25 protein-coding genes and 1 tRNA gene are annotated in these 24,745 nt (G+C 45.6%); 19 read left to right on the forward strand and 7 right to left on the reverse strand.

Translation table 11 applies throughout. From position 1 onward, the window contains the following. Window positions 1-1,032, forward strand: a complete 1,032-nt coding sequence (locus tag ACTNBF_RS05055; RefSeq protein WP_441017903.1) for an AAA family ATPase — start codon at window positions 1-3, stop codon at window positions 1,030-1,032. Window positions 1,033-1,126: 94 nt separating this feature from the next. Then, on the forward strand, window positions 1,127-3,154 hold the full coding sequence (locus ACTNBF_RS05060) for a HelD family protein (RefSeq protein WP_441088841.1): 2,028 nt from the start codon (window positions 1,127-1,129) through the stop codon (window positions 3,152-3,154). A 44-nt stretch (window positions 3,155-3,198) separates the two neighbouring features. On the opposite strand, the gene ACTNBF_RS05065 is transcribed toward ACTNBF_RS05060, so the two are convergent. From ACTNBF_RS05065 to ACTNBF_RS05075, 3 genes are read right to left on the reverse strand one after another with little or no spacing between them, the layout of a single operon-like run. After that, window positions 3,199-3,822: an ABC-2 transporter permease gene (locus tag ACTNBF_RS05065; protein ID WP_441088842.1), complete on the reverse strand. Its 624-nt coding sequence runs from the start codon at window positions 3,820-3,822 to the stop codon at window positions 3,199-3,201. 1 nt (window position 3,823) lies between these two features. Continuing rightward, on the reverse strand, window positions 3,824-4,666 hold the full coding sequence (locus ACTNBF_RS05070; RefSeq protein ID WP_441088843.1) for an ABC transporter ATP-binding protein: 843 nt from the start codon (window positions 4,664-4,666) through the stop codon (window positions 3,824-3,826). After that, complete coding sequence (locus tag ACTNBF_RS05075; RefSeq protein ID WP_427807749.1) at window positions 4,663-5,040, reverse strand: GntR family transcriptional regulator; 378 nt, start codon at window positions 5,038-5,040, stop codon at window positions 4,663-4,665. Before ACTNBF_RS05075 ends, ACTNBF_RS05070 begins: the two co-directional genes overlap by 4 nt. A gap of 215 nt (window positions 5,041-5,255) precedes the next feature. Between ACTNBF_RS05075 and ACTNBF_RS05080 the strand changes: the two genes are divergently transcribed. The 15 genes from ACTNBF_RS05080 to ACTNBF_RS05150 all read left to right on the forward strand — a co-directional run bounded on the left by ACTNBF_RS05080 (window position 5,256) and on the right by ACTNBF_RS05150 (window position 18,079). Then, the gene (locus ACTNBF_RS05080) at window positions 5,256-5,393 is read left to right on the forward strand and encodes a hypothetical protein (protein ID WP_441088844.1); all 138 of its coding nucleotides are present in this window, start codon (window positions 5,256-5,258) and stop codon (window positions 5,391-5,393) included. A gap of 77 nt (window positions 5,394-5,470) precedes the next feature. After that, a tRNA-Leu gene (locus ACTNBF_RS05085) sits at window positions 5,471-5,553 on the forward strand. A gap of 215 nt (window positions 5,554-5,768) precedes the next feature. Further along, a complete protein-coding gene (locus ACTNBF_RS05090; RefSeq protein ID WP_441024265.1) occupies window positions 5,769-6,731 on the forward strand; it encodes a beta-ketoacyl-ACP synthase III in 963 nt (320 codons plus the stop codon). Between the two features lie 87 nt (window positions 6,732-6,818). After that, window positions 6,819-7,043 carry an acyl carrier protein gene (locus ACTNBF_RS05095; protein ID WP_427807743.1) on the forward strand — a complete coding sequence of 75 codons (225 nt, stop codon included), beginning with the start codon at window positions 6,819-6,821 and terminating at the stop codon, window positions 7,041-7,043. 58 nt (window positions 7,044-7,101) lie between these two features. Next, window positions 7,102-8,040, forward strand: a complete 939-nt coding sequence (fabK, locus tag ACTNBF_RS05100) for an enoyl-[acyl-carrier-protein] reductase FabK (RefSeq protein ID WP_441088845.1) — start codon at window positions 7,102-7,104, stop codon at window positions 8,038-8,040. Then, window positions 8,033-8,956, forward strand: a complete 924-nt coding sequence (gene fabD / locus ACTNBF_RS05105; protein ID WP_441088846.1) for an ACP S-malonyltransferase — start codon at window positions 8,033-8,035, stop codon at window positions 8,954-8,956. The genes fabK and fabD overlap by 8 nt, the downstream gene beginning before the upstream one ends. A 15-nt stretch (window positions 8,957-8,971) precedes the next feature. After that, on the forward strand, window positions 8,972-9,712 hold the full coding sequence (gene fabG, locus ACTNBF_RS05110) for a 3-oxoacyl-[acyl-carrier-protein] reductase (protein ID WP_441088847.1): 741 nt from the start codon (window positions 8,972-8,974) through the stop codon (window positions 9,710-9,712). A gap of 12 nt (window positions 9,713-9,724) precedes the next feature. Further along, window positions 9,725-10,963, forward strand: a complete 1,239-nt coding sequence (gene fabF / locus ACTNBF_RS05115; protein ID WP_441088848.1) for a beta-ketoacyl-ACP synthase II — start codon at window positions 9,725-9,727, stop codon at window positions 10,961-10,963. A gap of 12 nt (window positions 10,964-10,975) precedes the next feature. Then, entirely contained in the window at window positions 10,976-11,413 is a 438-nt protein-coding gene (gene accB, locus ACTNBF_RS05120; RefSeq protein WP_427807839.1) for an acetyl-CoA carboxylase biotin carboxyl carrier protein, read from the forward strand. Between the two features lie 10 nt (window positions 11,414-11,423). Then, on the forward strand, window positions 11,424-11,852 hold the full coding sequence (gene fabZ, locus ACTNBF_RS05125; RefSeq protein ID WP_427807733.1) for a 3-hydroxyacyl-ACP dehydratase FabZ: 429 nt from the start codon (window positions 11,424-11,426) through the stop codon (window positions 11,850-11,852). A gap of 9 nt (window positions 11,853-11,861) precedes the next feature. Further along, on the forward strand, window positions 11,862-13,226 hold the full coding sequence (locus tag ACTNBF_RS05130; RefSeq protein ID WP_441088849.1) for an acetyl-CoA carboxylase biotin carboxylase subunit: 1,365 nt from the start codon (window positions 11,862-11,864) through the stop codon (window positions 13,224-13,226). A 37-nt stretch (window positions 13,227-13,263) separates the two neighbouring features. Further along, window positions 13,264-15,012: an acetyl-CoA carboxylase carboxyltransferase subunit alpha gene (locus tag ACTNBF_RS05135; RefSeq protein ID WP_441017923.1), complete on the forward strand. Its 1,749-nt coding sequence runs from the start codon at window positions 13,264-13,266 to the stop codon at window positions 15,010-15,012. A gap of 19 nt (window positions 15,013-15,031) precedes the next feature. Continuing rightward, complete coding sequence (locus ACTNBF_RS05140; RefSeq protein WP_441088850.1) at window positions 15,032-16,099, forward strand: NAD(P)H-dependent flavin oxidoreductase; 1,068 nt, start codon at window positions 15,032-15,034, stop codon at window positions 16,097-16,099. A gap of 33 nt (window positions 16,100-16,132) precedes the next feature. Continuing rightward, the gene (locus ACTNBF_RS05145; protein ID WP_427818836.1) at window positions 16,133-16,567 is read left to right on the forward strand and encodes a MarR family winged helix-turn-helix transcriptional regulator; all 435 of its coding nucleotides are present in this window, start codon (window positions 16,133-16,135) and stop codon (window positions 16,565-16,567) included. 453 nt (window positions 16,568-17,020) lie between these two features. Beyond that, on the forward strand, window positions 17,021-18,079 hold the full coding sequence (locus tag ACTNBF_RS05150; protein WP_427807723.1) for an Rpn family recombination-promoting nuclease/putative transposase: 1,059 nt from the start codon (window positions 17,021-17,023) through the stop codon (window positions 18,077-18,079). A gap of 251 nt (window positions 18,080-18,330) precedes the next feature. On the opposite strand, the gene ACTNBF_RS05155 is transcribed toward ACTNBF_RS05150, so the two are convergent. Then, window positions 18,331-19,050 carry an NAD-dependent protein deacylase gene (locus ACTNBF_RS05155; RefSeq protein ID WP_427807721.1) on the reverse strand — a complete coding sequence of 240 codons (720 nt, stop codon included), beginning with the start codon at window positions 19,048-19,050 and terminating at the stop codon, window positions 18,331-18,333. Window positions 19,051-19,287: 237 nt separating this feature from the next. Between ACTNBF_RS05155 and ACTNBF_RS05160 the strand changes: the two genes are divergently transcribed. Both ACTNBF_RS05160 and ACTNBF_RS05165 read left to right on the forward strand, forming a co-directional pair. Beyond that, a complete protein-coding gene (locus ACTNBF_RS05160; RefSeq protein WP_427807837.1) occupies window positions 19,288-20,208 on the forward strand; it encodes a YitT family protein in 921 nt (306 codons plus the stop codon). After that, the gene (locus tag ACTNBF_RS05165) at window positions 20,156-21,346 is read left to right on the forward strand and encodes a YncE family protein (RefSeq protein WP_441088851.1); all 1,191 of its coding nucleotides are present in this window, start codon (window positions 20,156-20,158) and stop codon (window positions 21,344-21,346) included. The genes ACTNBF_RS05160 and ACTNBF_RS05165 overlap by 53 nt, the downstream gene beginning before the upstream one ends. Window positions 21,347-21,435: 89 nt before the next feature. On the opposite strand, the gene sdaAA is transcribed toward ACTNBF_RS05165, so the two are convergent. From sdaAA to ACTNBF_RS05180, 3 genes are all read right to left on the reverse strand, one after another. Further along, the gene (gene sdaAA / locus ACTNBF_RS05170; protein ID WP_441088852.1) at window positions 21,436-22,314 is read right to left on the reverse strand and encodes an L-serine ammonia-lyase, iron-sulfur-dependent, subunit alpha; all 879 of its coding nucleotides are present in this window, start codon (window positions 22,312-22,314) and stop codon (window positions 21,436-21,438) included. A 12-nt stretch (window positions 22,315-22,326) separates the two neighbouring features. Next, complete coding sequence (sdaAB, locus tag ACTNBF_RS05175) at window positions 22,327-22,995, reverse strand: L-serine ammonia-lyase, iron-sulfur-dependent subunit beta (protein WP_427818840.1); 669 nt, start codon at window positions 22,993-22,995, stop codon at window positions 22,327-22,329. Window positions 22,996-23,222: 227 nt separating this feature from the next. Next, window positions 23,223-24,344 (reverse strand): glycerate kinase family protein, encoded by a 1,122-nt coding sequence (locus ACTNBF_RS05180; RefSeq protein ID WP_441088853.1) that lies wholly within the window; start codon window positions 24,342-24,344, stop codon window positions 23,223-23,225. Window positions 24,345-24,745: the final 401 nt, after the last annotated feature.

A 24,745-nucleotide genomic window follows, 5' to 3' on the forward strand; every position in this document is an offset into this window, starting at 1 on the left:
ATGCAGAATAGTAATAACAGCCTGTTAAGGCTGGCAGAACGAATTTATGATTTGGATGCAAAAGTATATGAAAGTCTGGGTTCTTCTCTGGGACGAGTGTTTAATGGAGACAGAGAACGGTGCATCAATGATATTGTCGAGAGACTGCGTGAGAGAAATGAAGGGCATACGCTGAGAAGCGAGCTTGCCCTGATCAGCAACATGGCGCGCACGATTCGGGAAAAACCGGTTCGAAGCGAAATTATGAGAGAATACGATCACATTTTGAAAGCAGTGGAAGAACTCCCTACCAGTTTCGCAGAGGGGGATGTTCTGGATGTCAAACGTGCGAAACTGAATACTTTGACACAGCGGTTCGGGGAAAAGGACCATATGATCATCTGTATCGGACGAACATATGGATGTGGAGGAAGTGAGATCGGATTCCAGCTGGCAGATGCGCTGAAAATCAATTATTATGACGTGGAAATATTCAATGAGGTACTCCGGAGACTGGAGGCGGAGAAGGATACTGTCTATGACAAGGGAGGATATCCGTACATTCATGATGAGGAGAACCGCGCACGATATGTTGGAACCAGCCAGGCATTTACAAAAGCTCAGAAGGTAACGCTGGCACAGAGACTGGAAGAATTCAACCGGTATCACGGACTGCCGAAGAAAGATGCTGTTTTCTTTAATCAGAGTAAACTGCTCTGCGATATGGCAAAAGAAGAGGATTTTATTATCATGGGCCGGTGTGCTGATGTGATTCTGGCAAATAATAACATTCCTCATATCAGTATTTTTATCACGGCGCCATTTGAGCGGCGGGTACAGCGGGTCATGGAGGTCAATAAGAATCTGACAGAAAAACAGGCCCGGAGAATGTTGCATGCATTGGATCGAAAGCATGTGGATTATTATAAATTCTATACCGGACTGGAATGGGGAAAGGCATCGAATTATGATCTGCTGATCAACAGTTCCAGTTATGGAATCAATGGTTCGGTTGATCTGATCCTGCGAATGTTGAAGAAAAAAGAAGAGTAACATTTTGACCTTTCCTATCTTTCGTGGCTGTGTTAAGATAGTACGTACGGGAGAAAGGCCCGGTGAAAATGAGAAGCAGGAAGGGTAGAACTATATGACGAGAGGCACAGAGTTTCTGAATGAGGTGACAGAAAAACTCAGGAAGAAGATTCGGGAAATAGGGGAGACGATCCAGACGGTTCGGAAAGACATCGAAGGTATGAATGAGTATTATTGGGAAAACTATACCGAGATGGATCAGTACGGATATGAGAATTTTGACAATCAGCAGGCACTTCTTGCGCAGGTAAATGCAAATCAGGAAAATCAGCGAATGAAAAGCCGTCTGCTGAAAATGCTTGATTCGCCTTTTTTCGGAAGTGTGGATTTCATATATGACGGAGAAGAAGAAGCGGAGACATTCTATATTGGAATCGGAAATTTTGCAGAAGAGCGCGGGAGAGTTCCGCTGATCTATGATTGGAGAGCTCCGGTCAGCAGTTTGTTTTATGATTATGATAAAGGTCCGGCATCTTATGAAGCGCCTGCGGGCGTTCTGGAGGGAGAGATCTGCTCGAAGTGGCAGTACAAGATCCGGGGCGGCCGGATGATCTATGAATTTGAGAGTGATATGAAGATCGATGATGATATTCTGAAACAGGAGCTGGGAGAAAGCAGTGATGTCAAGCTGAAGAATATCGTGCGCACGATTCAGAAAGAACAAAATGAGATCATACGGAATACAAAGGATAAGATCATGATCATTCAGGGGGCGGCAGGCAGCGGGAAGACATCTGTCGCGCTTCACAGGATCGCGTATTTACTGTATCATGACAGGAAAAGACTTAAGTCATCTAATATTCTGATTCTGTCTCCGAACAGTGTCTTTGCGGATTATATTTCCCATATTCTTCCGGAACTGGGAGAAGAAAATATTCAGGAGATGAGCTTCGATTTATTTGCCTATCGGGAACTTCAGGATGTGGCTGCGGACTGTGAGGACCGGTATCATCAGATAGAAAGAAGAATGCAGGGGATTAGGGAGGAAGAAGAGGCGAGATTCCAGTGGAAGCAGTCAGAGGCATTTGTCGGAGCGGTAGAAGGATTCCTGGTCGGTCTGGAGGATGAACTGGTCGATTTGAAAGACGTTGAATACAAAGGAATGGTCAAAACAGAAGAAGAACTCCTGAAATTGTTTTATTTTAAATTCGGTGAAGTGCCGCTTTTGTCAAGAATGGACGCGGTGATGGAGTATTTCGTGGATGAATATGAGACGCTTTATGGAAAAACGCTCTGTGAAGACGAGCTGGAATTGATTCGGGAAACGTTCCGGAACATGTATGTGACGACCGATGTTTATGAAATCTATAACCGGCTTATGGAGGCGAATGGACTTCCGGCCTTGCCGTCGGTTCCTTTGGAAAAGCGGCTGCTGGAATATGAAGATGTATATCCGATGCTGTATTTGAAATACCGCCTTTGCAAAGGAGAATCCAGACGAACGATTCGTCATCTGGTGATCGATGAGATGCAGGATTATTCTTATTTGCAGTATGTGATACTGGAAAAGCTGTTCGACTGCAGGATGACGATTCTGGGAGATAAAGCACAGACGGTGGATACGCGTCAGCAGGATGTGCTGAAGTTCCTTCCGAAAATCTTTGGAAGAGATGTGCGAAAGATTGAAATGAACAGAAGTTACCGGAATACGATAGAAATTGCAGAGTATGCGCGGAATGTGTCTGATGTGAAAGGAATTGAATATATGCAGCGGCACGGAAAGCCGGTGGAGGAAATGACTTGCAGTACGCCTGCGGCGGCTTTGGATGATATACTGGGGAAGGTTCGGATCGGCGGCGACAGATATGAGACAGCGGCTGTGCTGACTATGACGGAGCGTGAGGCGAAAGAAGCGTTTTCCTATCTGAAAAATCAGAGGGAAGACGTCTGTTATATTGATCGGGACAGTTCGGTATTCCGTAAAGGAATTACGGTTACGACATATTATATGGCAAAAGGGCTGGAATTCGATCAGGTCTTTGTTGCAGGCGCTCAGGAGAAGAATCCGTTTTTTAAGCAGTTCCGCTATATCTGTGCGACAAGGGCGCTGCATGAATTGTATGTGTATGAACTCGCCCAGTAATAAGCATAGAGATGAGAAAGAGGCATCGTGTGATGCCTCTTTGTTTACAGTTCTCTTTTTTCATAAATCCGGATGGAGAGGAGACATGAAAGGACAAACAGGATAGCTGCGGCAGCAGATATCGTGAATGCTGGGATCCTGTCCGGAAGGGAAATATTCATCTCTTCACTGATGCTGATCATAATGGTGCCAACTACACAGGTTACGATGATAATAATGTAATAGGCCAGACGCCCCTTTTCAGAACCGAATTTGAAAATGACCGGCAGCAGAAGCGAATCGCAAAGCAGCCCGGCAGCATGAAGTGTGAGCCCTGAAAAAAATGTTTCCTGGGTAAATGTGCTGTGGGATACAACACATCTCAGAAGCATTCCTGCAAAGGAAAAAATCCACACACTGCTTATCAGAATCAGTGCCATCAGATATTTAACGGATACCAGCTGTGCCCTGGAATAGGGGAGCGTCTCACTGTAGATCGTCCATTTGCTCCTCTCGTCATAGGCGAGCAGTGTGACCGGAATCATACTGGCAAATACGATCGGATAGAGTGTGAAAAAGAAGTTACCATCAGCAAATACGGATACTGCAATAAATATAAAAATGATAAAGAAGAAGGAGCGGCAGTATTTGCGTGTCATATACATATCTTTCAGAAGTAAACCTTTCATCTTATCTTACCTCCTTAACCATGAAAATGAAGAGTTCTTCGATTGTCACCGGACTTATAGGGGTGCCGGAAGGAACAGCGCTACGGCGAATCAGTACTTCGATTCCGTAAGCAGTCCGCTTCTCACCTTTAATGGCAGCAGGGTCAAGTTCACGGAATTGTTCATAAGAGCAATGGATGATACCATATTCTTCCAGAAGGATATCTTTTTCCTCGCACAGCAGCAGTTTACCTTTATGAAGAAAAGCAATGTAATCGCAGAGCTTTTCCAGATCACTGACGATATGGGATGAAATCAGAATGGAATGACTCTCATCTCTTGTAAATTCATTGAACATGTCTACTACTTCATCACGGACAACCGGATCCAGACCGCTGGTCGCCTCGTCAAGGAGCAGAAGCTTCGGATGGTGTGAGAGCGCAACGGCGATCCCGAGCTTCATCTTCATTCCGCGGGAAAAATCACTGAAAGGTTTATTCTCGGGAATTGATAACTTGACCAGAAGCTGCCTATACATAGCAGAATCCCAGCGCGAAAACGTGTATTTCATAATGTTGTCTGCCTGTTTGGCGGTCAGACATTCCGGAAAACCGACTTCATCCAGGACGACTCCGATATCTTCTTTGGCCTGCAGCGGAATATGTTCGCTGTCATGACCGAGAAGCGTGATCGTACCGGAATCCTTGTGGATAATATCCAGGATCAATTTGATCGTCGTACTCTTGCCGGCCCCATTCTCTCCGATGAGTCCCAGGATACATCCGTTTGGCAGCGTTAGATTCAGATTATCCAGAGTAAAATCTCGGTAGCTTTTGGTAAGATTTTTGATTTCCAGTGCATTCATAATGATTCCTCCCAACTCAAATGAAACATTTCTATAAGGTCTTCCTTACTGAGATTGCAGGAAGCTGCAAGCTGATTGATCTTCTGCATATATTCCTCAATCTTCTTCAGGTTTTCTTCACGCAGAAGTTCCACATTCTTGGGTGCGACGAAGCATCCCTTTGCGGCGATCGTGTATATAAATCCTTCCCGTTCCAGTTCATCATAGGCCCGCTTTGTCGTGACGACGCTGATTCTTAGATCCTTCGCCAGATTGCGGATGGAAGGCAGGGCTTCATCCTCCTTAAGGTCGCCGCTGATGATCTGATTCTTAATCTGGGAATAGATCTGATCATAAATAGGTGCGCCGTTTTTGTTGTCAATAAAGATATTCATGAGACTCTATCACCTCGGTTGATTAATCTGTATATATACAGTATATACAGTTGGTACAGGTATGTCAATATTATATTTGTATTTTGAATAGAAATATGTTCTGAACCAAAAAGGTACTTTGATAGTTTAATAAGGCTTTACACTGATAAAAAATATCCCTATAATATAGATAAGAACAGGCTATATGAAAGGGGTGTGAAAGGATGAATGAGCACATGCCATCAGATATGCAATATAAGGACGGATTAAGAAAAGATAAGTTTTTGAATGATTTAGTAATCGAAGCCATTAAAAATGGTGATACGAAAAAAGCTTTGGAATATCTTGATTTATTCTGGGTAATTAAAATATGATGGGAGCGAAAAAAATAATTTTTTTGATTTTCCTCTTGCATTTTTAAAAATGATGTGGTAATATACCTATTGTTGACGCGGAAGTGTCGGAATGGCAGACGAGCTAGATTCAGGTTCTAGTGCTCGCAAGGGCGTGTGGGTTCAAGTCCCATCTTCCGCATAAATAGATGAACGAGAATACATGAGAATGTGTTCTCGTTTTTTCTTTCTTCAAATCTTATTTCTATTCTTGTTAGATTACCAAAATAATTCATGTCGAAAAGAAAATCAAAAAACATCTTGCCAAACGCTTATATATATGTTATATTGCTAAATAGTTTGAAACTAAAAGTATTTTAAATCAAAAATATTTATATTTAAAACCAAGAGGACAGTATGAGAGGAAAAATATGTGGTATCGGAGCGTACGCCCCGGAAAACTTTTACGACAATCATGACATAGCGAAAATAGTGGAGACCAGTAATGAGTGGATTCGTGAACGAACTGGGATTGTGAGAAGGCATATTGCAGATGAAGACACAACGATGAGTATGGCTGTTAAGGCTGCCAGGGCGGCTCTGGAGAATGGAAAAGTAGAAGCGAAAGAATTGGATCTGATCCTGACAGCAACGATCACACCGAATACAATCATTCCTTGTGTGTCGTGTGAAGTTCAGAAGGCACTGGGGGCAGAGAACGCGACCTGTTTTGATATGAGCGCTGCGTGCGCAGGATTTGTGTTTGCCTATAATGCTGCGCAGGCATATATCGCATCAGGAATGTACAGAACCATTCTGATCATAGGAAGTGAGACGCTTTCTAACATCGTGAACTGGGAAGACAGAGGAAGCTGTATCCTGTTCGGCGACGGTGCGGGAGCCGCAGTGATTCGCGGGGAGGAAGGAGAAGTTTTCCCATGTGTGACACATTCAGATGGTACTATGGGAGAGGTACTGGCCTGTGAAAGCCGACATCAGAAGGGCTGGGAAGAAAAAGAGGCAGCAAAGCAGACTTACTTATCGATGGATGGTAAGGAAGTGTTTAAATTCGCAGTGAAGAAAGTCCCGGAAGTGATAGAAGAACTCCTTGGCAGGACAGATTATGTAAAAGAGGATATCGACTGGTTTGTCCTTCATCAGGCGAATCAGAGAATTATCGAATCGGTGGCAAAGAGAATGAAAATTGATATTTGTAAATTCCCGATGAATATTTCTGAATTTGGAAATACATCTTCTGCCAGCATTCCGATTCTTCTGGATGAAATGAACCGAAGCGGAATGCTGCAAAAAGGGCAGAGGATTGTTATAGCAGGATTTGGAGCAGGGCTTTCCTGGGGAGCATCCCTTATTGAATGGTAACAAGGTAATAGCTGTCGGCGCAGGCGCAGGACGGATTACATATATGATTAAATAGAAAAAATGAAAAGAGAAGAAGGAGACAATCACATGTTAGAGAAAGTAAAAGCAATCGTAGCAGAAGGTTTAGGAGTAGACGCAGCAGACCTTACAGAGGAAACAACGTTTGAATCACTTGGAGCAGATTCTCTGGATCTTATGGACATGGTTATGTCATTTGAAGATGAGTTCGGTGTGGAAATCGATACAGAAGCGATCGGTGATCTTACTACGATCGGCAGCGTTGTAACTTACATCGAAGGATTAGAGAAATAAATCCGAATAAGTGAATCATTAGTCAGAGTAAGTCATTTAAGAAAAAAGAGGTTGTAATATGAAGACAGAAGTAACCGAATTACTTGGAATAGAATATCCAATCATCCAGGGAGGAATGGCCTGGGTTGCTGAGTATCATCTTGCGGCCGGCGTATCAAATGCCGGTGGGCTTGGACTCATTGGAGCTGCGAGTGCCCCGGCAGACTGGGTACGCGAACAGATCAAAGAAGCGAAAAAACTGACTGACAAACCATTTGGTGTCAACATCATGCTCATGAGTCCTTATGCGGATGAAGTGGCAAAAGTGGTAGCGGAAGAAGGCGTGAAGGTGGTTACCACTGGTGCTGGAAATCCAGAGAAATATATGAAAATGTGGAAGGAAGCAGGGGTTAAGGTCATCCCGGTTGTGGCTTCCGTTGCACTTGCAAAAAGAATGGAGCGCTGCGGTGCGGATGCACTGGTGGCAGAAGGGACAGAAGCGGGAGGACATATCGGCGAGAATACAACGATGGTTCTGGTACCGCAGATTGTAGATGCGGTGAACATTCCTGTCATTGCTGCAGGCGGGATTGCAGACGGAAGAGGAATTGCGGCTGCATTTATGCTTGGAGCAAGAGCGGTACAGATGGGAACCCATTTTGTGGCAACGAAAGAATCTATGGTTCATGAAAATTATAAAAATGCAATCCTTAAAGCAAAGGATATCGATTCCAGAGTAACCGGCAGAACAACCGGCCATCCGGTGCGTGCTCTGAGAAATCAGATGACGAAGCAGTATCTGGATATGGAGAAAGCGGGAGCTAGCTTTGAGGAACTGGAGCATCTGACTCTGGGCGGACTTCGCAGAGCGGTCGTTGACGGAGATGTTGTAAACGGCAGTGTGATGGCCGGACAGAGTGCGGCGATGGTGAAAGAGATCTTAAGCTGCGAGGAGCTGATCCAGAAACTGGTGAAGGAGACAGATGCGCTGATCGGAGGACTGAACATCTATGGTTAAGATTGCATTTATTTACCCAGGACAGGGCGCTCAGAAACCCGGCATGGGAAAAGATTTTTATGAAAATAGTGAACTTGCAAAGGCTGTCTATGATAAGGCAAGCGAACTTTTGCAGATAGATATGAAAGCATTATGCTTTGAAGAAAATGAGAAACTGGATCTGACCGAATATACACAGGCAGCGCTTGTGACGACTTGCCTTGCCATGACGAAGGTTGTGGAGGAAAGAGGTCTGAAACCGGATGTGACGGCGGGACTTAGTCTTGGCGAGTATTGCGCGATCAGCGTCGCTGGAGGCATGAAGGAAGAGGATGCAATTTCTCTGGTGAGAAAAAGAGGGATTCTGATGCAGAATACGGTTCCGGCAGGAGAAGGCGCCATGGCGGCAATCCTTGGAATGGATGCATCGGTAATCGAAGAAGGGATTAAGGATTTGGAAGGAGTCACGGTGGCAAATTACAATTGCCCGGGCCAGATCGTTATTACCGGTGAGACGAAAGCGGTGGAGAAAGCGGCAGAAATATTAAAAGAAGCGGGAGCTAAAAGGGCGGTGCTTCTGAATGTCAGCGGTCCGTTCCATTCACCGATGCTGAAACAAGCAGGTGAAGAACTTGCGAAAGAAATGGAAAAAGTAGAAATGGAACCACTTCAGATTCCTTATGTGACAAATGTAACGGCCGAATATGTAACCGACATTCGTGAAACGAAGAAACTTCTGGCTGAACAGGTTGCGGCTTCCGTGCGCTGGCAGGAAAGTGTAGAGCGTATGATCGCGGAAGGCGTGGATACGTTTGTAGAAATCGGGCCGGGCAAAACGCTGGCAGGGTTTCTGAGGAAAATTGACCGCAGCGTAAAGGTTTACAACATTGGAACCTGGGAAGACGTAGACAAGGTGGTCCCGGAACTGACTGTTTAGTAGAGGAGAAGAAATATGTTAAACGGAAAAATCGCAGTAGTGACCGGTGCATCCCGCGGAATCGGGAAGGCAATAGCAATGAAGTTTGCGCAGCTTGGAGCGACGGTGGTCATTAATTATAACGGTTCTGCACAGAAAGCGGAGGAAGTAAAACAAAGTATTATAGCATATGGCGGCCGGGCCGTGATCAAGCAGTGCAATGTGGCGGACTATGACGCGTGCGAAGCATTTATTAAGGAAGTGATCGATCAGTTCGGCAGAATCGATATTCTTGTAAATAATGCAGGAATCACGAAAGACGGATTGATCATGCGGATGAGTGAGGAAGACTTTACGAGCGTTGTAGACGTGAATCTGAAAGGAACTTTCCATTGTATCCGATTCGCTTCCAGGCAGATGATGAAGCAGAGAAGCGGAAGAATCATTAATATGTCTTCTGTAGTGGGAATTTCCGGAAACGCAGGACAGATCAATTACGCAGCATCAAAAGCAGGTGTGATCGGCATGACAAAATCCGCGGCAAAGGAACTTGCGAGTCGTGGAATTACGGTGAATGCGATTGCTCCGGGATATATTGAGACGGATATGACCAACGTGTTATCCGACAAAGTGAAAGAAGAAACAATGAAACAGATTCCTCTGGGTCGTCTGGGTCAGACCGGAGATATTGCAGCGGCAGCGGCATTTCTTGCATCCGACGAAGCAGGGTATATCACAGGACAGGTGCTCGCGGTAGACGGCGGCATGGCGATATAGGAGGGTGGAAATATGAAACGCAGAGTAGTGATTACAGGTCTTGGAGCGATTACGCCGATTGGAAATACGGTAGATGAATTTTGGGAAGGAATCAAAGAAGGCAGATGCGGAATCGGTGCGATCACCAAATTTGACACATCAAATTATAAAGTAAAGATCGCGGCAGAAGTAAAAGGATTTTCTGCGAAGGAACGCATGGATTTTAAAGCGGCAAAACGTATGGAAACATTCTCACAGTATGCGGTTGTGGCTGCAAAAGAAGCCTGTGAGGATGCCGGTTTCGAGATTGAAAAGGAAGACCCGTACCGCTGCGGTGTGATCATCGGTTCCGGTATCGGAAGCCTTCAGCAGATTGAAAAACAGTACACCACGATTCTGCAGAAGGGGCCGGGAAGAGTTGCTCCTTTGATGGTTCCCATGATGATCTCCAATATGGCAGCCGGAAATGTTTCGATTCAGCTTGGACTGAAGGGAAAATGCACAAATGTTGTCACAGCCTGTGCGACCGGAACCAACTGTATCGGTGATGCGTTCCGTGCAATCCAGTACGACGATGCGGATGTGATGTTTGCAGGCGGAACCGAAAGTTGTATCTGTCCGACTGGTGTGGCAGGATTTACCGCGCTGACTGCGCTTACGACCAGTGAGGATCCGAAGAGAGCTTCTATTCCGTTTGATAAGGACAGAAGCGGGTTCGTTCTCGGAGAGGGGGCAGGCGTGGTCGTTCTGGAGGAACTGGAGCATGCAAAGGCCAGAGGCGCGAAGATTTATGCAGAGCTTGTAGGATACGGTTCCACCGGAGATGCATACCATATTACTTCCCCGGCGGAGGATGGAAGCGGAGCTGCCAAAGCGATGGAACTTGCCATGGAAGAAGCAGGTGTGACTCCGTCGGAGGTTCAGTATATTAATGCACACGGAACCAGCACACACCACAATGATCTGTTCGAGACCTATGCGATCAAGAGAGCATTCGGTGATGCGGCAAAAGATCTTGTAGTCAACTCGACGAAATCCATGATCGGTCATCTGCTCGGTGCGGCAGGCGCGGTAGAATGTGTGGTTTGCGTGAAATCCATTCAGGACGGATTCATTCATCAGACAGTCGGGACAAAAGAAACGGATGAGGAATGTGATCTGAACTATGCAGTCGGTGCTCCGGTGGAAAAGGAAATCAAATATGCAATGAGTAATTCTCTGGGATTTGGCGGACACAATGCGGTCCTGCTGATGAAAAAATATGAAGGTTAGAGGTGCAGGATGATGGAATTAGAGAATCTGGTGAAATTAATTCAGGCCGTTTCCGATTCGGCACTGAGTGGCTTTGAATATGAAGAAGGAAATGTAAAACTGAATATCCGAAAAGAAAAAGAACCGGTAAAGGGTACGAATGAAAACGTTCAGGTTGTTACAATAGAACAGAAAACGCAGGCCGCGAAAGCAGAGATCCCGGCGATGGAACCGAACGGAAATCTAGTTAAATCTCCACTTGTCGGAACATTTTACGCTGCACCGGCAGAAGATGCCCAGCCTTTTGTGTCTGTGGGCGACCGTGTGAAGAAGGGGCAGACTGTGGCAATCGTAGAAGCAATGAAACTGATGAATGAAATTGAATCTGAATTTGACGGTACTGTTACAGAAGTGCTGGTAAAGAATGGGGAAGCCGTAGAATACGGACAGCCGTTATTCAGAATTGCGTAAGGAGGCAGCGATGAAACATTTGGGTATTACAGAGATTAAAGAAATCATTCCGCACAGACATCCGTTTCTGCTGGTGGATTACATTGAGGACTATGAACCGGGCGAGTATGCCATCGGGTACAAATGCGTTACATACCGTGAGGATTTCTTTGCGGGACATTTTCCGCAGGAGCCGGTCATGCCGGGCGTTCTGATCGTGGAAGCACTGGCGCAGACCGGAGCAGTAGCGGTTCTGATGCAGGAAGAAAACAAAGGAAAGCTCGGATATTTCGGGGGAATCAAGAACTGCAAGTTCCGCCGCAAGGTCGTTCCGGGAGATAAGCTGAAACTGGAGGCGAGAATCATCCGGCAGAAAGGCCCTCTGGTCATCGGGGAAGGAATTGCCTCTGTTGACGGAGAAGTGGCTGTAAAAGCAGAGTTGTCGCTGATGATCGGATAGGGGATAGATATGATTAGGAAAATACTGATTGCCAATCGTGGCGAGATTGCGGTGCGTATCATTCGTGCGTGCAGAGAAATGGGAATCGAGACGGTTGCGGTGTATTCGGAAGCTGACAAAGAGGCGCTTCACACACAGCTTGCAGACGAAGCAGTCTGTATCGGACCGGCGCCGTCCTCAGACAGTTATCTGAATATGGAACAGATCATCAGTGCGACGATTATTTCGGGAGCCGATGCGATTCATCCCGGATTCGGATTCTTGTCTGAAAACAGCCGTTTTGCAGAACTGTGCGAACAATGCAATATTATTTTCATCGGGCCGGGAGCCGATGTGATCCGCAGCCTTGGAGACAAATCCCAGGCGCGAACCACAATGGTACAGGCAAATGTGCCGGTCATTCCGGGAAGTGACCATGCGATTTATGATGCAGAAGAAGGCGCAAAGATTGCAGAAGAGGCCGGGTATCCGGTGATCATCAAAGCAGCACTTGGAGGCGGCGGCAAGGGAATGCGCGTGGCACAGACGCCGGACGAATTTGAAAATGCATTCCACACTGCGCAGTCAGAAGCAAAGGCAGCGTTCGGAGACGGCACCATGTATCTGGAGCATTTTGTACAGCATCCGAAACACATTGAATTTCAAATCCTTGCAGATAAATACGGAAATGTCATCCATCTGGGAGAACGTGACTGTTCGATTCAGAGAAACCATCAGAAACTGGTGGAGGAATCCCCGTGTATGGCCATTTCCGAAGAACTTCGTGCGGAAATGGGAGCCGCAGCAGTTCGCGCAGCCAAAGCGGCCCATTATGAAAATGCCGGTACCATCGAGTTCCTTTTGGAAAAGACCGGAAAATTCTATTTTATGGAAATGAATACCCGGATCCAGGTGGAGCATCCGGTGACAGAGTGGGTGACCGGAATTGATCTGATCAAGGCTCAGATTCGCATTGCTGACGGAGAAAAACTTGCAATAAAGCAGGAAGACGTGCATTTGACAGGTCATGCCATCGAGTGCAGGATCAACGCGGAAAATCCGGCAAAGAATTTCCGCCCATGCCCGGGTACCATTCGGGATATGTACCTCCCGGGAGGAAAAGGGGTGCGGATCGATTCCGCTATTTACAGTGGTTACAGCGTACCGCCATATTATGATAATATGCTGGCGAAACTGATCGTTTTCGCAAAGACCCGAAAAGAAGCTGTCCGTAAGATGCAGTGTGCGCTTGGAGAGATCATCATTGAGGGAATCGATACAAATGTTGATTATCAGTATGAGATCATGTGCCACCCGGATTATCAGGATGGAAATTTTGATATAGAGTTTGTAGCAGAAAAAGAACAGGAACTTCTGGGAAATACAGAGGCCTAGCAGTTCGTAATGTAGCAGGAGTCAGGAGAGTAGAAAAATGCAGTTGGCAAATATGTTTAAAAAGGGAATCAACCTTGGGAAAAATGAAGGATCCGGTAAGCGAATGACATCTCCGGAAGTGCCGGAAGGAATTCTGAAAAAATGTAATGCCTGTAAAGCGGCGATTTTCACGGAAGATGTGAAAAAAGGATACTATATTTGTCCGAAATGCGGAAATTATTTCAGAGTACATGCGATGCGACGCATAGAAATGATCGCTGATCCAGATACATTTGAGGCATGGGACGAGGGCCTTACCTCCGGAAATCCACTGCATTATAAAGGCTATGAAGAAAAGGTAAAAATGCTTCAGGAGAAGACCGGGCTGGATGAGGCGGTTGTGACCGGTAAGGCAAAAATAGAAGGACGTGAAGTGGCGCTGGCTGTATGTGACGGACGATTCATGATGGCAAGTATGGGGAAAGTAGTCGGTGAGAAGATTACACGTGCTGTTGAGCGCGCGACGCAGGCAAAGCTTCCGGTGATTATCTTTGCATGCTCGGGAGGAGCGAGAATGCAGGAGGGAATTCATTCTCTGATGCAGATGGCCAAGACTTCTGCAGCCTTAAAACGGCATCATGACGCCGGACAGCTCTACATCAGTGTTTTGACAGATCCTACGACAGGAGGGGTTACAGCAAGTTTTGCCATGTTAGGAGATATCATTCTGGCTGAACCAAATGCGCTGATCGGTTTTGCGGGACCGCGTGTGATTGAACAGACCATCGGACAAAAACTTCCGAAAGGGTTCCAGAGATCTGAATTTCTTCTGGAACACGGGTTTGTGGATAAGATTGTAGAACGAAAAGAACTGCGTCAGACACTTGCTCAGCTTGTAAGCATGCATGAGGCGGGGAAAATGTCACAATTTACGGAAAGCTCAGAAGGACGTACAAAGCGGAATTTGGAAGAAAATGTAGGAAAGGACAATACCGGACTGGAAGAACACAGAGAAACTCCAAAGGCGAAAAGCGCCTGGGAGCGTGTTCAGATTTCCCGGCTGAAAGACAGACCGGTAGGTTCCGATTATATTGATGCTTTATTTACAGATTTTGCAGAACTTCATGGTGACCGATACTACAAGGACGACAAAGCGATCATCGGAGGAATTGCACGGTTTCATGGCATGCCGGTGACGGTCATTGCGCAGGCTAAGGGAAGAAATACGAAAGAAAATATTGAACGGAATTTCGGTATGCCGTCTCCGGACGGATACAGAAAAGCACTGAGACTGATGAAACAGGCGGAAAAATTTGCACGCCCGATCATCTGCTTTGTAGATACTCCGGGTGCATTTTGCGGACTGGAGGCAGAAGAACGCGGACAGGGAGAAGCGATTGCCAGAAACCTGTTTGAAATGTCCGGTCTGAAAGTTCCGGTGCTTTCGGTTGTGATCGGAGAAGGTGGAAGCGGCGGAGCGCTCGCCATGGCAACCTCGGATGAAGTCTGGATGCTGGAGAACTCCATTTACTCTATCCTGTCACCGGAGGGCTTTGCAAGTATCCTGTGGAAAGACAGCAAACGCGCGGAAGAAGCTGCAAAAGTCATGAAACTTACAGCAGCCCACCTGTATCAGGCGGGAATTGTGGAGAAAGTTTTTGAAGAACCGGAACATCTGACTGTGGAAAATATGGGAGGATTGACAGGAGAGATGGACAGGTCCATACAGGAATTCCTGAAAAAATATGGAGCTTTGTCAACAGAAGAGCTGACGGAAAAACGATATCAGCGCTTCCGGAACATGTAGAAAGGTACGGGGTACAGATATGGAATATCCATCATTGAAAATAGGAAATCTGACGGCGAAAAAACCATTGATCCAGGGCGGAATGGGAATCGGAATCAGTCTCTCAAATCTTGCCGGAAATGTTGCCAAAGAAGGTGGAATCGGGATCATTTCCGCTGCACAGATCGGATTTCGTGATCCTGATTTTGAGAAAGATTCCAAGGCGGCAAATTTAAGAGCCATTCACAGTGAACTCGAAAAAGCCCGCGCAATTGCGCCGGAAGGCGTGATCGGTTTTAATATTATGGTTGCCATGCAGCACTATGGAGAATATGTGCGCGAAGCAGCAAGGGCAGGCGCAGATCTGATCATATCCGGAGCCGGTCTGCCGACAGAACTGCCTGAATTCGTAAAAGGTACGGATGCAAAGATCGCTCCGATCGTATCAACAGAAAAATCCGTGAAAGTGATCCTCAAATACTGGGACAAAAAATACAGCCGCACCGCAGACCTGGTCGTCATAGAAGGGCCAAAAGCTGGAGGACATCTTGGATTTGACGAGGCACAGCTGGAACAGTTCGATCAGAACACATATGATGAAGAAATCAGGAAGATCATCAAAGACGTAAAATCATACGAAGAGAAATATAACTGCAGAATTCCGGTCGCACTGGCAGGCGGCATCAGCGATGCAAACGCAGCCAGACACGCATTTGAGCTTGGAGCCGATGCAATCCAGGTAGCCAGCCGCTTTGTAACCACATGGGAATGCGACGCAGACATCCGGTATAAAGAAAGCTATCTGAACGCCGCACCGGAAGATATCCTGATCGTAAAAAGCCCGGTAGGAATGCCCGGAAGAGCCATCGCCAATCCCTTCATCCGACACATCATGGAAGGAGAGCGCCGTCCTCCCAAAAAATGTCTTGCATGCATCAAAACATGCAACCCGGCAAAAACACCATACTGCATTACAGAGGCTCTCATCAACGCAGCAAAAGGCAACATTGAAAATGCATTACTTTTCTGCGGCGCTGATGCATGGAAAGCAGAAAAAATAGAAACTGTAAAAGAAGTGATTGATTCTTTGTTCGAAAGCTGTGTATAATAAAAGAAAAACAAGTACCAGAGGAGAAAATTCGTGGACGCATACGAGAGCATTAACAAATTATTTGTACATTTGTTCAACGATATATTAGAATTAGAAGAAAAAGCGGTCATCACCGAAGAATTCAAAGACCTGACGAACAACGATATGCATATCATCGAAGCCGTCGGTCTCGGAGAAGGAGATAAAATGTCCAACATCGCCCGCAAACTCGGAATCACCGTAGGCTCACTCACCACCTCCATGAACGCCCTGGTCAACAAAAAATACGTCCTCCGCGAACGAAGCGAAGAAGACAGACGCGTGGTCAACATCCACCTCACCCCCAAAGGCGAAAAAGCCTACCACCACCACGCCGAATTCCACAAAAAAATGGTAGAAGCCATCCTGGAACACATCACCGAAGACGAGATTCCCGTCCTCACCAAAGCTCTCGAAGGCCTTTACCAATTCTTCAAAACCTGCTAACAACAGGTCCCATAAGGCATAATCCCGTTTAAACTCAGAGGGCTGCGCTTCCCAAAGAAGCCGCAGCCCCCTTCATATGTACCAATATCTCCCGTCTTATACTTATCCCACGTACAACATAAGAATCTCAGCCCCCACACTCCCCGGTTTGATTCCGGACCGTGGGGGCGTCCCTTCTCAGAACAATTCCCCATTGACTATCAACACCCCTCTATGCTATACTAGCGAAAACATCAAATTCAGAGTAGCCATTTTCGATGGTATTCTAAAACTCAATATTTAGATTTTCAAAGCCATTCGGCAGGAAATTCAAGTTTTGATGAATAACAGAATAAAGCGGGCAGAATATAGGAATCATTGGGGTTACATTGCCATTTTTGCATATCTCTGTTAAAATACAGATAAGATAAAAGATTTCTGATGGTTATATGTTCTGCAGAAGGAGGAGAACATATGACCCAAAAAGGAGAAAATCTGTCAGAAAGTAGTCAGATAGTAAAAAATCGGGAACTAAAAGACAATGGAGCAAAACTTATTTTTGATGATCCTATTCTTTGCGCGCAGTTTTTAAGAGGATACGTGAATATAGAATTGCTAAAAAATGTAGAACCGGAAGATATTGAAGACATCTCTGAGCGTTTTCTTCCTATGTGGCAGGAAGGGCGGGACTCGGATTCTGTAAAAAAGATTCACTTAAAAGAACAATCACTTTATTTGATTGCAGTGGTGGAACATCAGTCCAAAGTTCATTATGATATGGCATTCAAACTCTTGCGATATATCGTAATGATACTGACTGATTACGAAACGGAGCAGGAAAAGATTCATCCCGGCATTACGAAAACGAAGGCATTTCAATACCCACCTATAATACCAATCGTGTACTATGAAGGAACAGAAACCTGGACAGCAGTGCGAAATTTCAAAGACAGGGTATATCTTAGTGATGCATTGGAAAAGTATATTCCGGATTTTGAGTACTTGGTTGTGCCGTTAACGTCTTACAGTAACCGGGAACTGATAGAAAAGAATGATGAATTGTCGTTAATTTTTCTGATTAACAAACTCCGCAATTCTATGGAATTCAGAAATCTGAGAGAGATACCAAAAGAGTATTTTGATAATCTTTCGGAAAATACACCGGATTATTTATTAACAATAATCGGTAAAATCATTGCCACTCTGCTATATCGGATGAATGTCCCCCGCAGTGAGGTTGAAAAATTTACCGATCAGATTACACGGAGGGAATTCGATATGTTATTTGACAGTTTTGAAGCATATGATGTCCAGGAAACGAGAAGAATCAGCAGAGAACAGGGACGAATAGAAGGAGAAGAACGCAAATTAGTGCAGTTAACCTGTAAAAAACTTCAAAAAAATATATCCATACCAGAAATTGCAGATATGTTAGAAGAAGACGAAGAAACAATTCAAAAAATATGCGATGCGGCGTCAAAACATGCCCCAGAATATGACATTGACAAAATAATCAAAGACCTAACCCAATAGGCTGCCGCTTCCAAAGAAGCCGCAGCCCCCTTCATATGTACCAATATCTCCCGTCTTATACTTATCCCACGTACAACATAAGAATCTCAGCCCCCACACTCCCCGGTTTGATTCCGGACCGTGGAAAACGCCGGCACTTGATGGCAGGAGTCGCCGGCAGGCGACAACCTGGCATCATAGTACCGCTGCGTTTTCCCCCGAGCGAAAGCGAGTCCGGAATAAAACCGGGGAGCGTGGGGGCGTCCCTCTTCTCAACAACAAATTTTAGAAAGCACTTCCCCAATCGGTTCATGTATCGTAAGCGATGCTCCCACTTCCCGAGCCGTAGTATCCTTATTGATCACAACCAGGTTCTTTCCCCGGAAATAATCAATAAATCCCGCAGCAGGGTAAACGACCAAGGAGGTTCCACCGATAATCAGCATATCAGCATTTGCGATCGCACTGATACTTTTCTGAATAATAACGGAATCTAACCCTTCTTCATAGAGCACGACATCCGGTCGGATGGTCCCTCCACATTCACATTTTGGAATTCCGTCAGAATTTTTAACATAGGCGGCATCGTACTTTTTACCGCAGCGCATACAATAATTGCGATGAATGCTTCCGTGCAGTTCCAGTACGTTTTTACTGCCTGCTGCCTGATGAAGACCGTCGATATTTTGTGTGATCACGGCCGTCAGTTTTCCGGCAGCCTCAAGTTCAGCGAGCTTATAGTGTGCCGGGTTCGGTTTCGCATCAAGAAACATCATTTTCTCTTTGTAAAATTCATAAAAAGCTTCTGTGTTTCTCATGAAAAATGAATGGCTTACAATCTGTTCCGGAGAGTATTTGTATTGCTGCTGATACAGGCCGTCAGCGCTGCGGAAGTCCGGAATATTACTTTCGGTGGAGACCCCCGCACCGCCGAAGAATACAATATTATGACTTTCATCGATCATTTCCTGAAGTTGCTCAATCTGATTCATATGATACCTCTTTTCTTCTGGCAGATTCCGGGCAAAATCGGTGCTGCCCTGCCATAAAACTATATCTTTATTATAGCTCAGAATAAAAGAATGGGACATAGTATTTTCGAATAAAAAATACAGAAAATATTGAAATATCACTTGTTATGCAATAACTCCGCGAGTATACTATTACTGTTGTAAAGATGCACATCGGGGAAGGTGCATAGGAAAGAATCAAAATATCGGGAGAGAATGATGAAAATAAAAGATATGAAGAATTGGGGAATGGTATTACTGGGGAATACGATTTATGCATTGGCAATCGTAGTGTTTATTTTGCCGAGTTCGCTGATTATGGGAGGAACAACCGGAATCGGTCTGACGCTTGGACATTATTTGAATGTTCCGCTGCATACATTTGTAATGATTTTTAATGTGCTGATGTTTTTGGTCGGGGCACTTGCTCTGGGAAAAAAATTTGCATTAACGACACTGATCAGTACATTCTATTACCCGGTGATTCTTGGCGCTTTTCAGAACATCCCGGTATTATCTGATATTACAACAGACCGCATGTTATCTACGATCTGCGGAGGACTGATGATCGGATTTGGAATCGGAATTGTGATTCGAGCGGGAGCATCGACCGGTGGTATGGACATACCGCCACTGGTGCTTAACAAGTATTTTGGAATTCCGGTATCGGTTCTGATGTATGCTTTTGATTTCGCGATCCTGCTCATGCAGATGATGTTTTCCGATAAGGAACAGATCATCTATGGAATTCTGCTGGTATTGGTCTATACCATGGTTTTGGACAAAATCCTTTTGATCGGGACAACGAAGACGCAGGTCAGCATCGTTTCTGAAAAATATAATGAGTTAAATGCACAGATTCAGGAAAAACTGGATAGGGGAACCACTTTATTCCATGTGCAGACGGGGTATCTGAAAAATGAGCAGAAAATGATCATGACGGTGGTTTCAAACCGGGAACTGGTGCGTCTGAACCGACTCGTACAGGAAACGGATCCGGAAGCATTTATGGTGATCGGGCATGTGAATGAGGTAAAGGGAAAAGGTTTCTCCTCTCAGAAAGAATATAAAGACGAAGTGACTGCAAATGAAGGAAAAGAAACACAAGGATACACAGGAAATGGCGGGCAGAACAGATAACCCGTCGAAAAAAGAAAAAAAGAAACGAATCAACTGGAAAAGATTCCGGCGCAGGCTTGCAGCGTTTCTGATTGTTGTCGCTATCGGGACGGGTTACTGGTATTATGCGTGGGAGTACCGTGCCGAGACAGAGCCGGAAACGGAACTGACCGAGACGAATACAGATCCTGTTTATACGATGGAACGGTATCTGAAGACCTTGAAGAGGAACAGTACGGTCTATGAATACGCGTGTGATGAAGATGAGGCGGATGAGGAATACGGAACTTACGTTGTGCCGGGACTCAAGGCGACCAGGACGATTCAGTATAAGAAAGAAGGCACGCCGCATGTCTGTACGTCCATGACGCCGCAGGGGCTGGCGATTACGGAGGATTATGTCCTGATCAGTGCGTACTGCAGAACGAAGGAGCATAATTCTGTCATTTATGTGATCGATAAGAAAACGCATGAGTATGTAAAAGAAATCGTGCTGGGGACTCGGGCTCATGTCGGTGGAATGGCATATGACACCATGAATCATAATCTCTGGATCACCGGACAGGGTTCTACCTGGGCGCAGGCAAATGCAATTACGCTGAAGCATCTGGAAAGTTATGATTTTACGGAGAATTATCAGCCCATTGAATTTGATCTCTCATACAATCTTTACCGGATTCAGAGGGCCTCTTTTATGACCTATCATGACGGAGCGCTCTTCGTAGGATTTTTTACCAAGGATAATGCGAGTATTATTGAGAAATACCTGATCAACGCGGACGGAACCTTGTATGAAAAATCGGATATGAATCTGAAGCGGACGGTAGGAGTGATCGATCCGGTGGCATGTGCTGTGAGTATGCAGGTGATTTCAGGAAAAGTTCAGGGGATGGCATTTTACAATAATAAGATCCTGCTTACGATATCCTGGGGGATCATGCCTTCGGAAGTACAGATATTCAATTATTCAAGATATGGAATTCTGTCATCTTCAGAGGCATATAAGACGATCAAATTTCCGGAACGTCTGGAGCAGATCTATCAGGACGGAAGCAGTATTTATGCCTTGTTTGAGTCGGCGGCGTATTCCTACAGGATGGCATCGTGGAATCAGATTGACAGGGTGATTAAGCTGAACGGAAGCAGGCTGGTGTATTAATTTTGAAAATATAGAGGATAGCAAAAAGAAAAACCCGTGGAATTTCATGTGTAAAAAGAATTCCACGGGATTTTTTTATTTCCGAATCATTAAGCCTTGGAGCAGGCATGACATCCCAAAGCGCATCCGGTCGGTGTTCCCGCACATCCTCCCATTGCTGTTTCCCGAAGCTCAAACGGAATACTCTTTCCTACGCGGTACATTGCTTCTGCCATCTCATCAAACGGAATCGGGTGAGTGACCCCGGCAAGGGCAAGCTCGGCGCAGGTGATTGCGTTTGCAGCACCGATGGTGTTGCGACTCTGGCACGGAGATTCAACCAGTCCGGCAATCGGATCGCAGACCATTCCAAGCAGGTTGGACATGGCAATGGATGCAGCCTCAAGTGACATTTCCGGTGTTCCACCCATGATTTCCACGACCGCACTTGCTGCCATGGCGGAAGCCGCACCAACCTCAGCCTGGCATCCGGCTTCGGCGCCGGATACAGATGCATTTCGCATCAGAATATAACCGATTGCGGATGCATTCAAAATCGCAGAATGAAGGCGTTCGTTTGACAGCTGTTTTTCTTCCTGCAGTGCGAGAAGTACACCCGGGAGTACCCCGGCAGAACCGGCGGTAGGGGCGGCGACGATCAGTCCCATGGAGGCGTTGACCTCCAGAACGGCCATGCTGTAGGAAATTGCCTTACTCATTAGGGAACCGCAGACACTTCGGTCTGTCTTGCCGAAGTCGGATACTTTTTTAGCTTCGCCTCCGATCAGGCCGCCCATGGAACGTTTCGGCTGCATCAGCGGTTCATTGACCGCATCTTTCATGATGGTCAGTACCGTTTTCAGTTTTTTGTCAATTTCCTCGGAAGTGAGTGTGCCGCAAGTGATCTCACGGGTCTTCATGACCTCGGAAATACTGATATTTTCTTTGTGACAGAGTTCCAGTAATTCTTGTCCGTTTCTAAAATCCATTGTCCTCACCTCCTACATCTGAACCAGCATCAGTTCATGGACATTTTCATTTGTCCGAATATCATCCAGAATGCTCTCCGGAATGGGTTCGTCGGATTCTACTACTGTATAAGCAGTAGCACCCTTATCTTCCCGGAACAGGCGCATGAAAGCGATATTTACATTCTGGTTGCTGAGACACTGGGTAATATGTGCAACGACACCCGGAGTATCGAGCTGTTTTACGATGAGTGTACTGTATTCTCCGGTAAATTCCACATCGATATTACCAATACGCACGATCTTGATTTTGCCGCCCCCGATGGATTCCCCGCGAACCATCAGTTCATATCCGTTAATTCCCGTCATTGCGATATCGGCAGTATTCGGATGATCGGTTACCGTCTCCTCATCAATGATGTACTCATACTCCACACCGAATTCTTTCGCGAGCTCGAAAGCATCGCGGATTCTGGCGTCATCTGTGGAAAATCCAAGAATTCCGCCCAGAAGTGCGCGATCGGTACCGTGGCCGTGATAGGTTTTGGCAAAAGAACCGTAGAGGGTAAAGGTTACCTTTTTAATCGGTTCCGGACACATTTTGCGTGCCAGCAATGCCATGGAAACAGCACCCGCGGTGTGGGAGCTGGAAGGCCCGATCATGTTGGGACCAATGACATCAAAAATACTTAGAAAGTTCATATTTTCATCCTCCAATTGTGTTTTCCGGATTGCAGGGAAATAAGTTCCGGAACAATCCGCAGATATGATGAGAGCATCAAAATCCATGTCCAATATAGCACAGAAAACGTCCGAGAAAAAGGGGGAAAAAATATTGGGCGGAAATAAAATGTCAGACAGCCAGAGAGAAGAACTCTCTGGCTGATTTGCTGATATAGCGGATGAGACGAAATGGAGGAATTAGCACACTATAAAAGGCGAAATACCTGTTCTACCGCTGCACGCATATTTGTTTTGGCACATTCGGGATTCATGGCCTCCTCAAGCGTTGTAATTCCGCGGACAATCGGGAAAAATGCATCAATCCCGGCCTGGTTGCATGCGGTGGCTTCCGGAGTGACACTTCCGGCAAAAGCGATAACTTTTGCATTGTATTTTTTCGCCAGTTTTGCAACTCCTATAGGAGCTTTTCCCATTGCGGTCTGGTGATCGAGCCGGCCTTCACCGGTTACTGCGATATCAGCGTCTTTCAGTTCTTTTTCCAATTCAACCGCATTCAGAATCAGATCAATTCCGGGAGTAAGGCTGGCGTTCAGATAACTGAGCAGTGCAAATCCCAGTCCGCCGGCGGCACCGGCCCCTGCGGCATTCGAATAATCACATCCAAGGTATTTGGCAGTAACGTTGGCATACTGAGCCATGGCCTGATCCAGATTTTCCTTGATATCATCAGTCACGCCTTTTTGAGGACCATAGATATAAGTGGCTCCATTTTTGCCGCACAGCGGATTCGTTACATCACAGGCAACCTGGAAATGACACTCATCCAAAAGGGAATTTTTGTTTTGCGTAAGGATGCATTTGACTTTTTTAAGGGCTTGTCCGCCTTCTCCGGCGTCATGACCGTTTTCGTCCAGAAATTCAAAGCCAAGAGCTTTCAGCATTCCGATACCGCCATCATTTGTAGCACTTCCACCGATTCCGATGATGAAGTTTCGGCATCCTTTATTGATGGCGTCATTTATCATTTCCCCCACACCGTAAGTGGTTGCATGAAGGGGATCTTTTTTATTTGTGAGTGTAATTCCGGCTGCTGATGCCATCTCGATGATAGCTGTATTCGTTTCTTTTAAGTATCCGTAATAGCACGACACCGGATCATCGAGAGGTCCGGTTACGGTAACATCGATCCGCTCCCCGTTTAAACCTTCGATTAGTGCGTCTGTGGTGCCTTCACCGCCATCCGCAAGTGGTTTTACGATAACTTCAGCATCCGGTTTCGCGGCAAGAATTCCAGCTTTAATTGCCATTCCGGCTTCCATGGAAGTCAGGCTTCCTTTCAGAGAGTCAATTGCAACTACAACTTTCATTTTCATGTTCCTCCGTTTTTATATTCATGGTGTTCTGCTTTGTATATGGTTTTAGTGTATCATGGAATGATAAAGTTGAAAATGTCATTCGGAACAATATATGAATGAAAATAAACACGATATATGTATTACGTAACATACTCAAACTACTACGCTGAGGCGTTTTTTGCCTTGCACACTCGAAGAAGTATTCTGTGTGATTGGTACAGTTATTTATCGGACGCTATACTAGTACACCGAATAATAAGTAACTGACTCCTTGACTTGTCTGATTTTTCATCTGCAGCGTTTGAAGTGCTATACTAACGTTGTAACAGTAGTGGCTAATAAGATATAATCAATCTATCAAAGAAAGAAGGAATTATTATGCCACAAACTTACACTCCAGAATTTAGAAGAAA

It is taken from the genome of Bariatricus sp. HCP28S3_A4, from assembly GCF_052066395.1.
GTDB lineage: Bacteria > Bacillota > Clostridia > Lachnospirales > Lachnospiraceae > Allocoprococcus.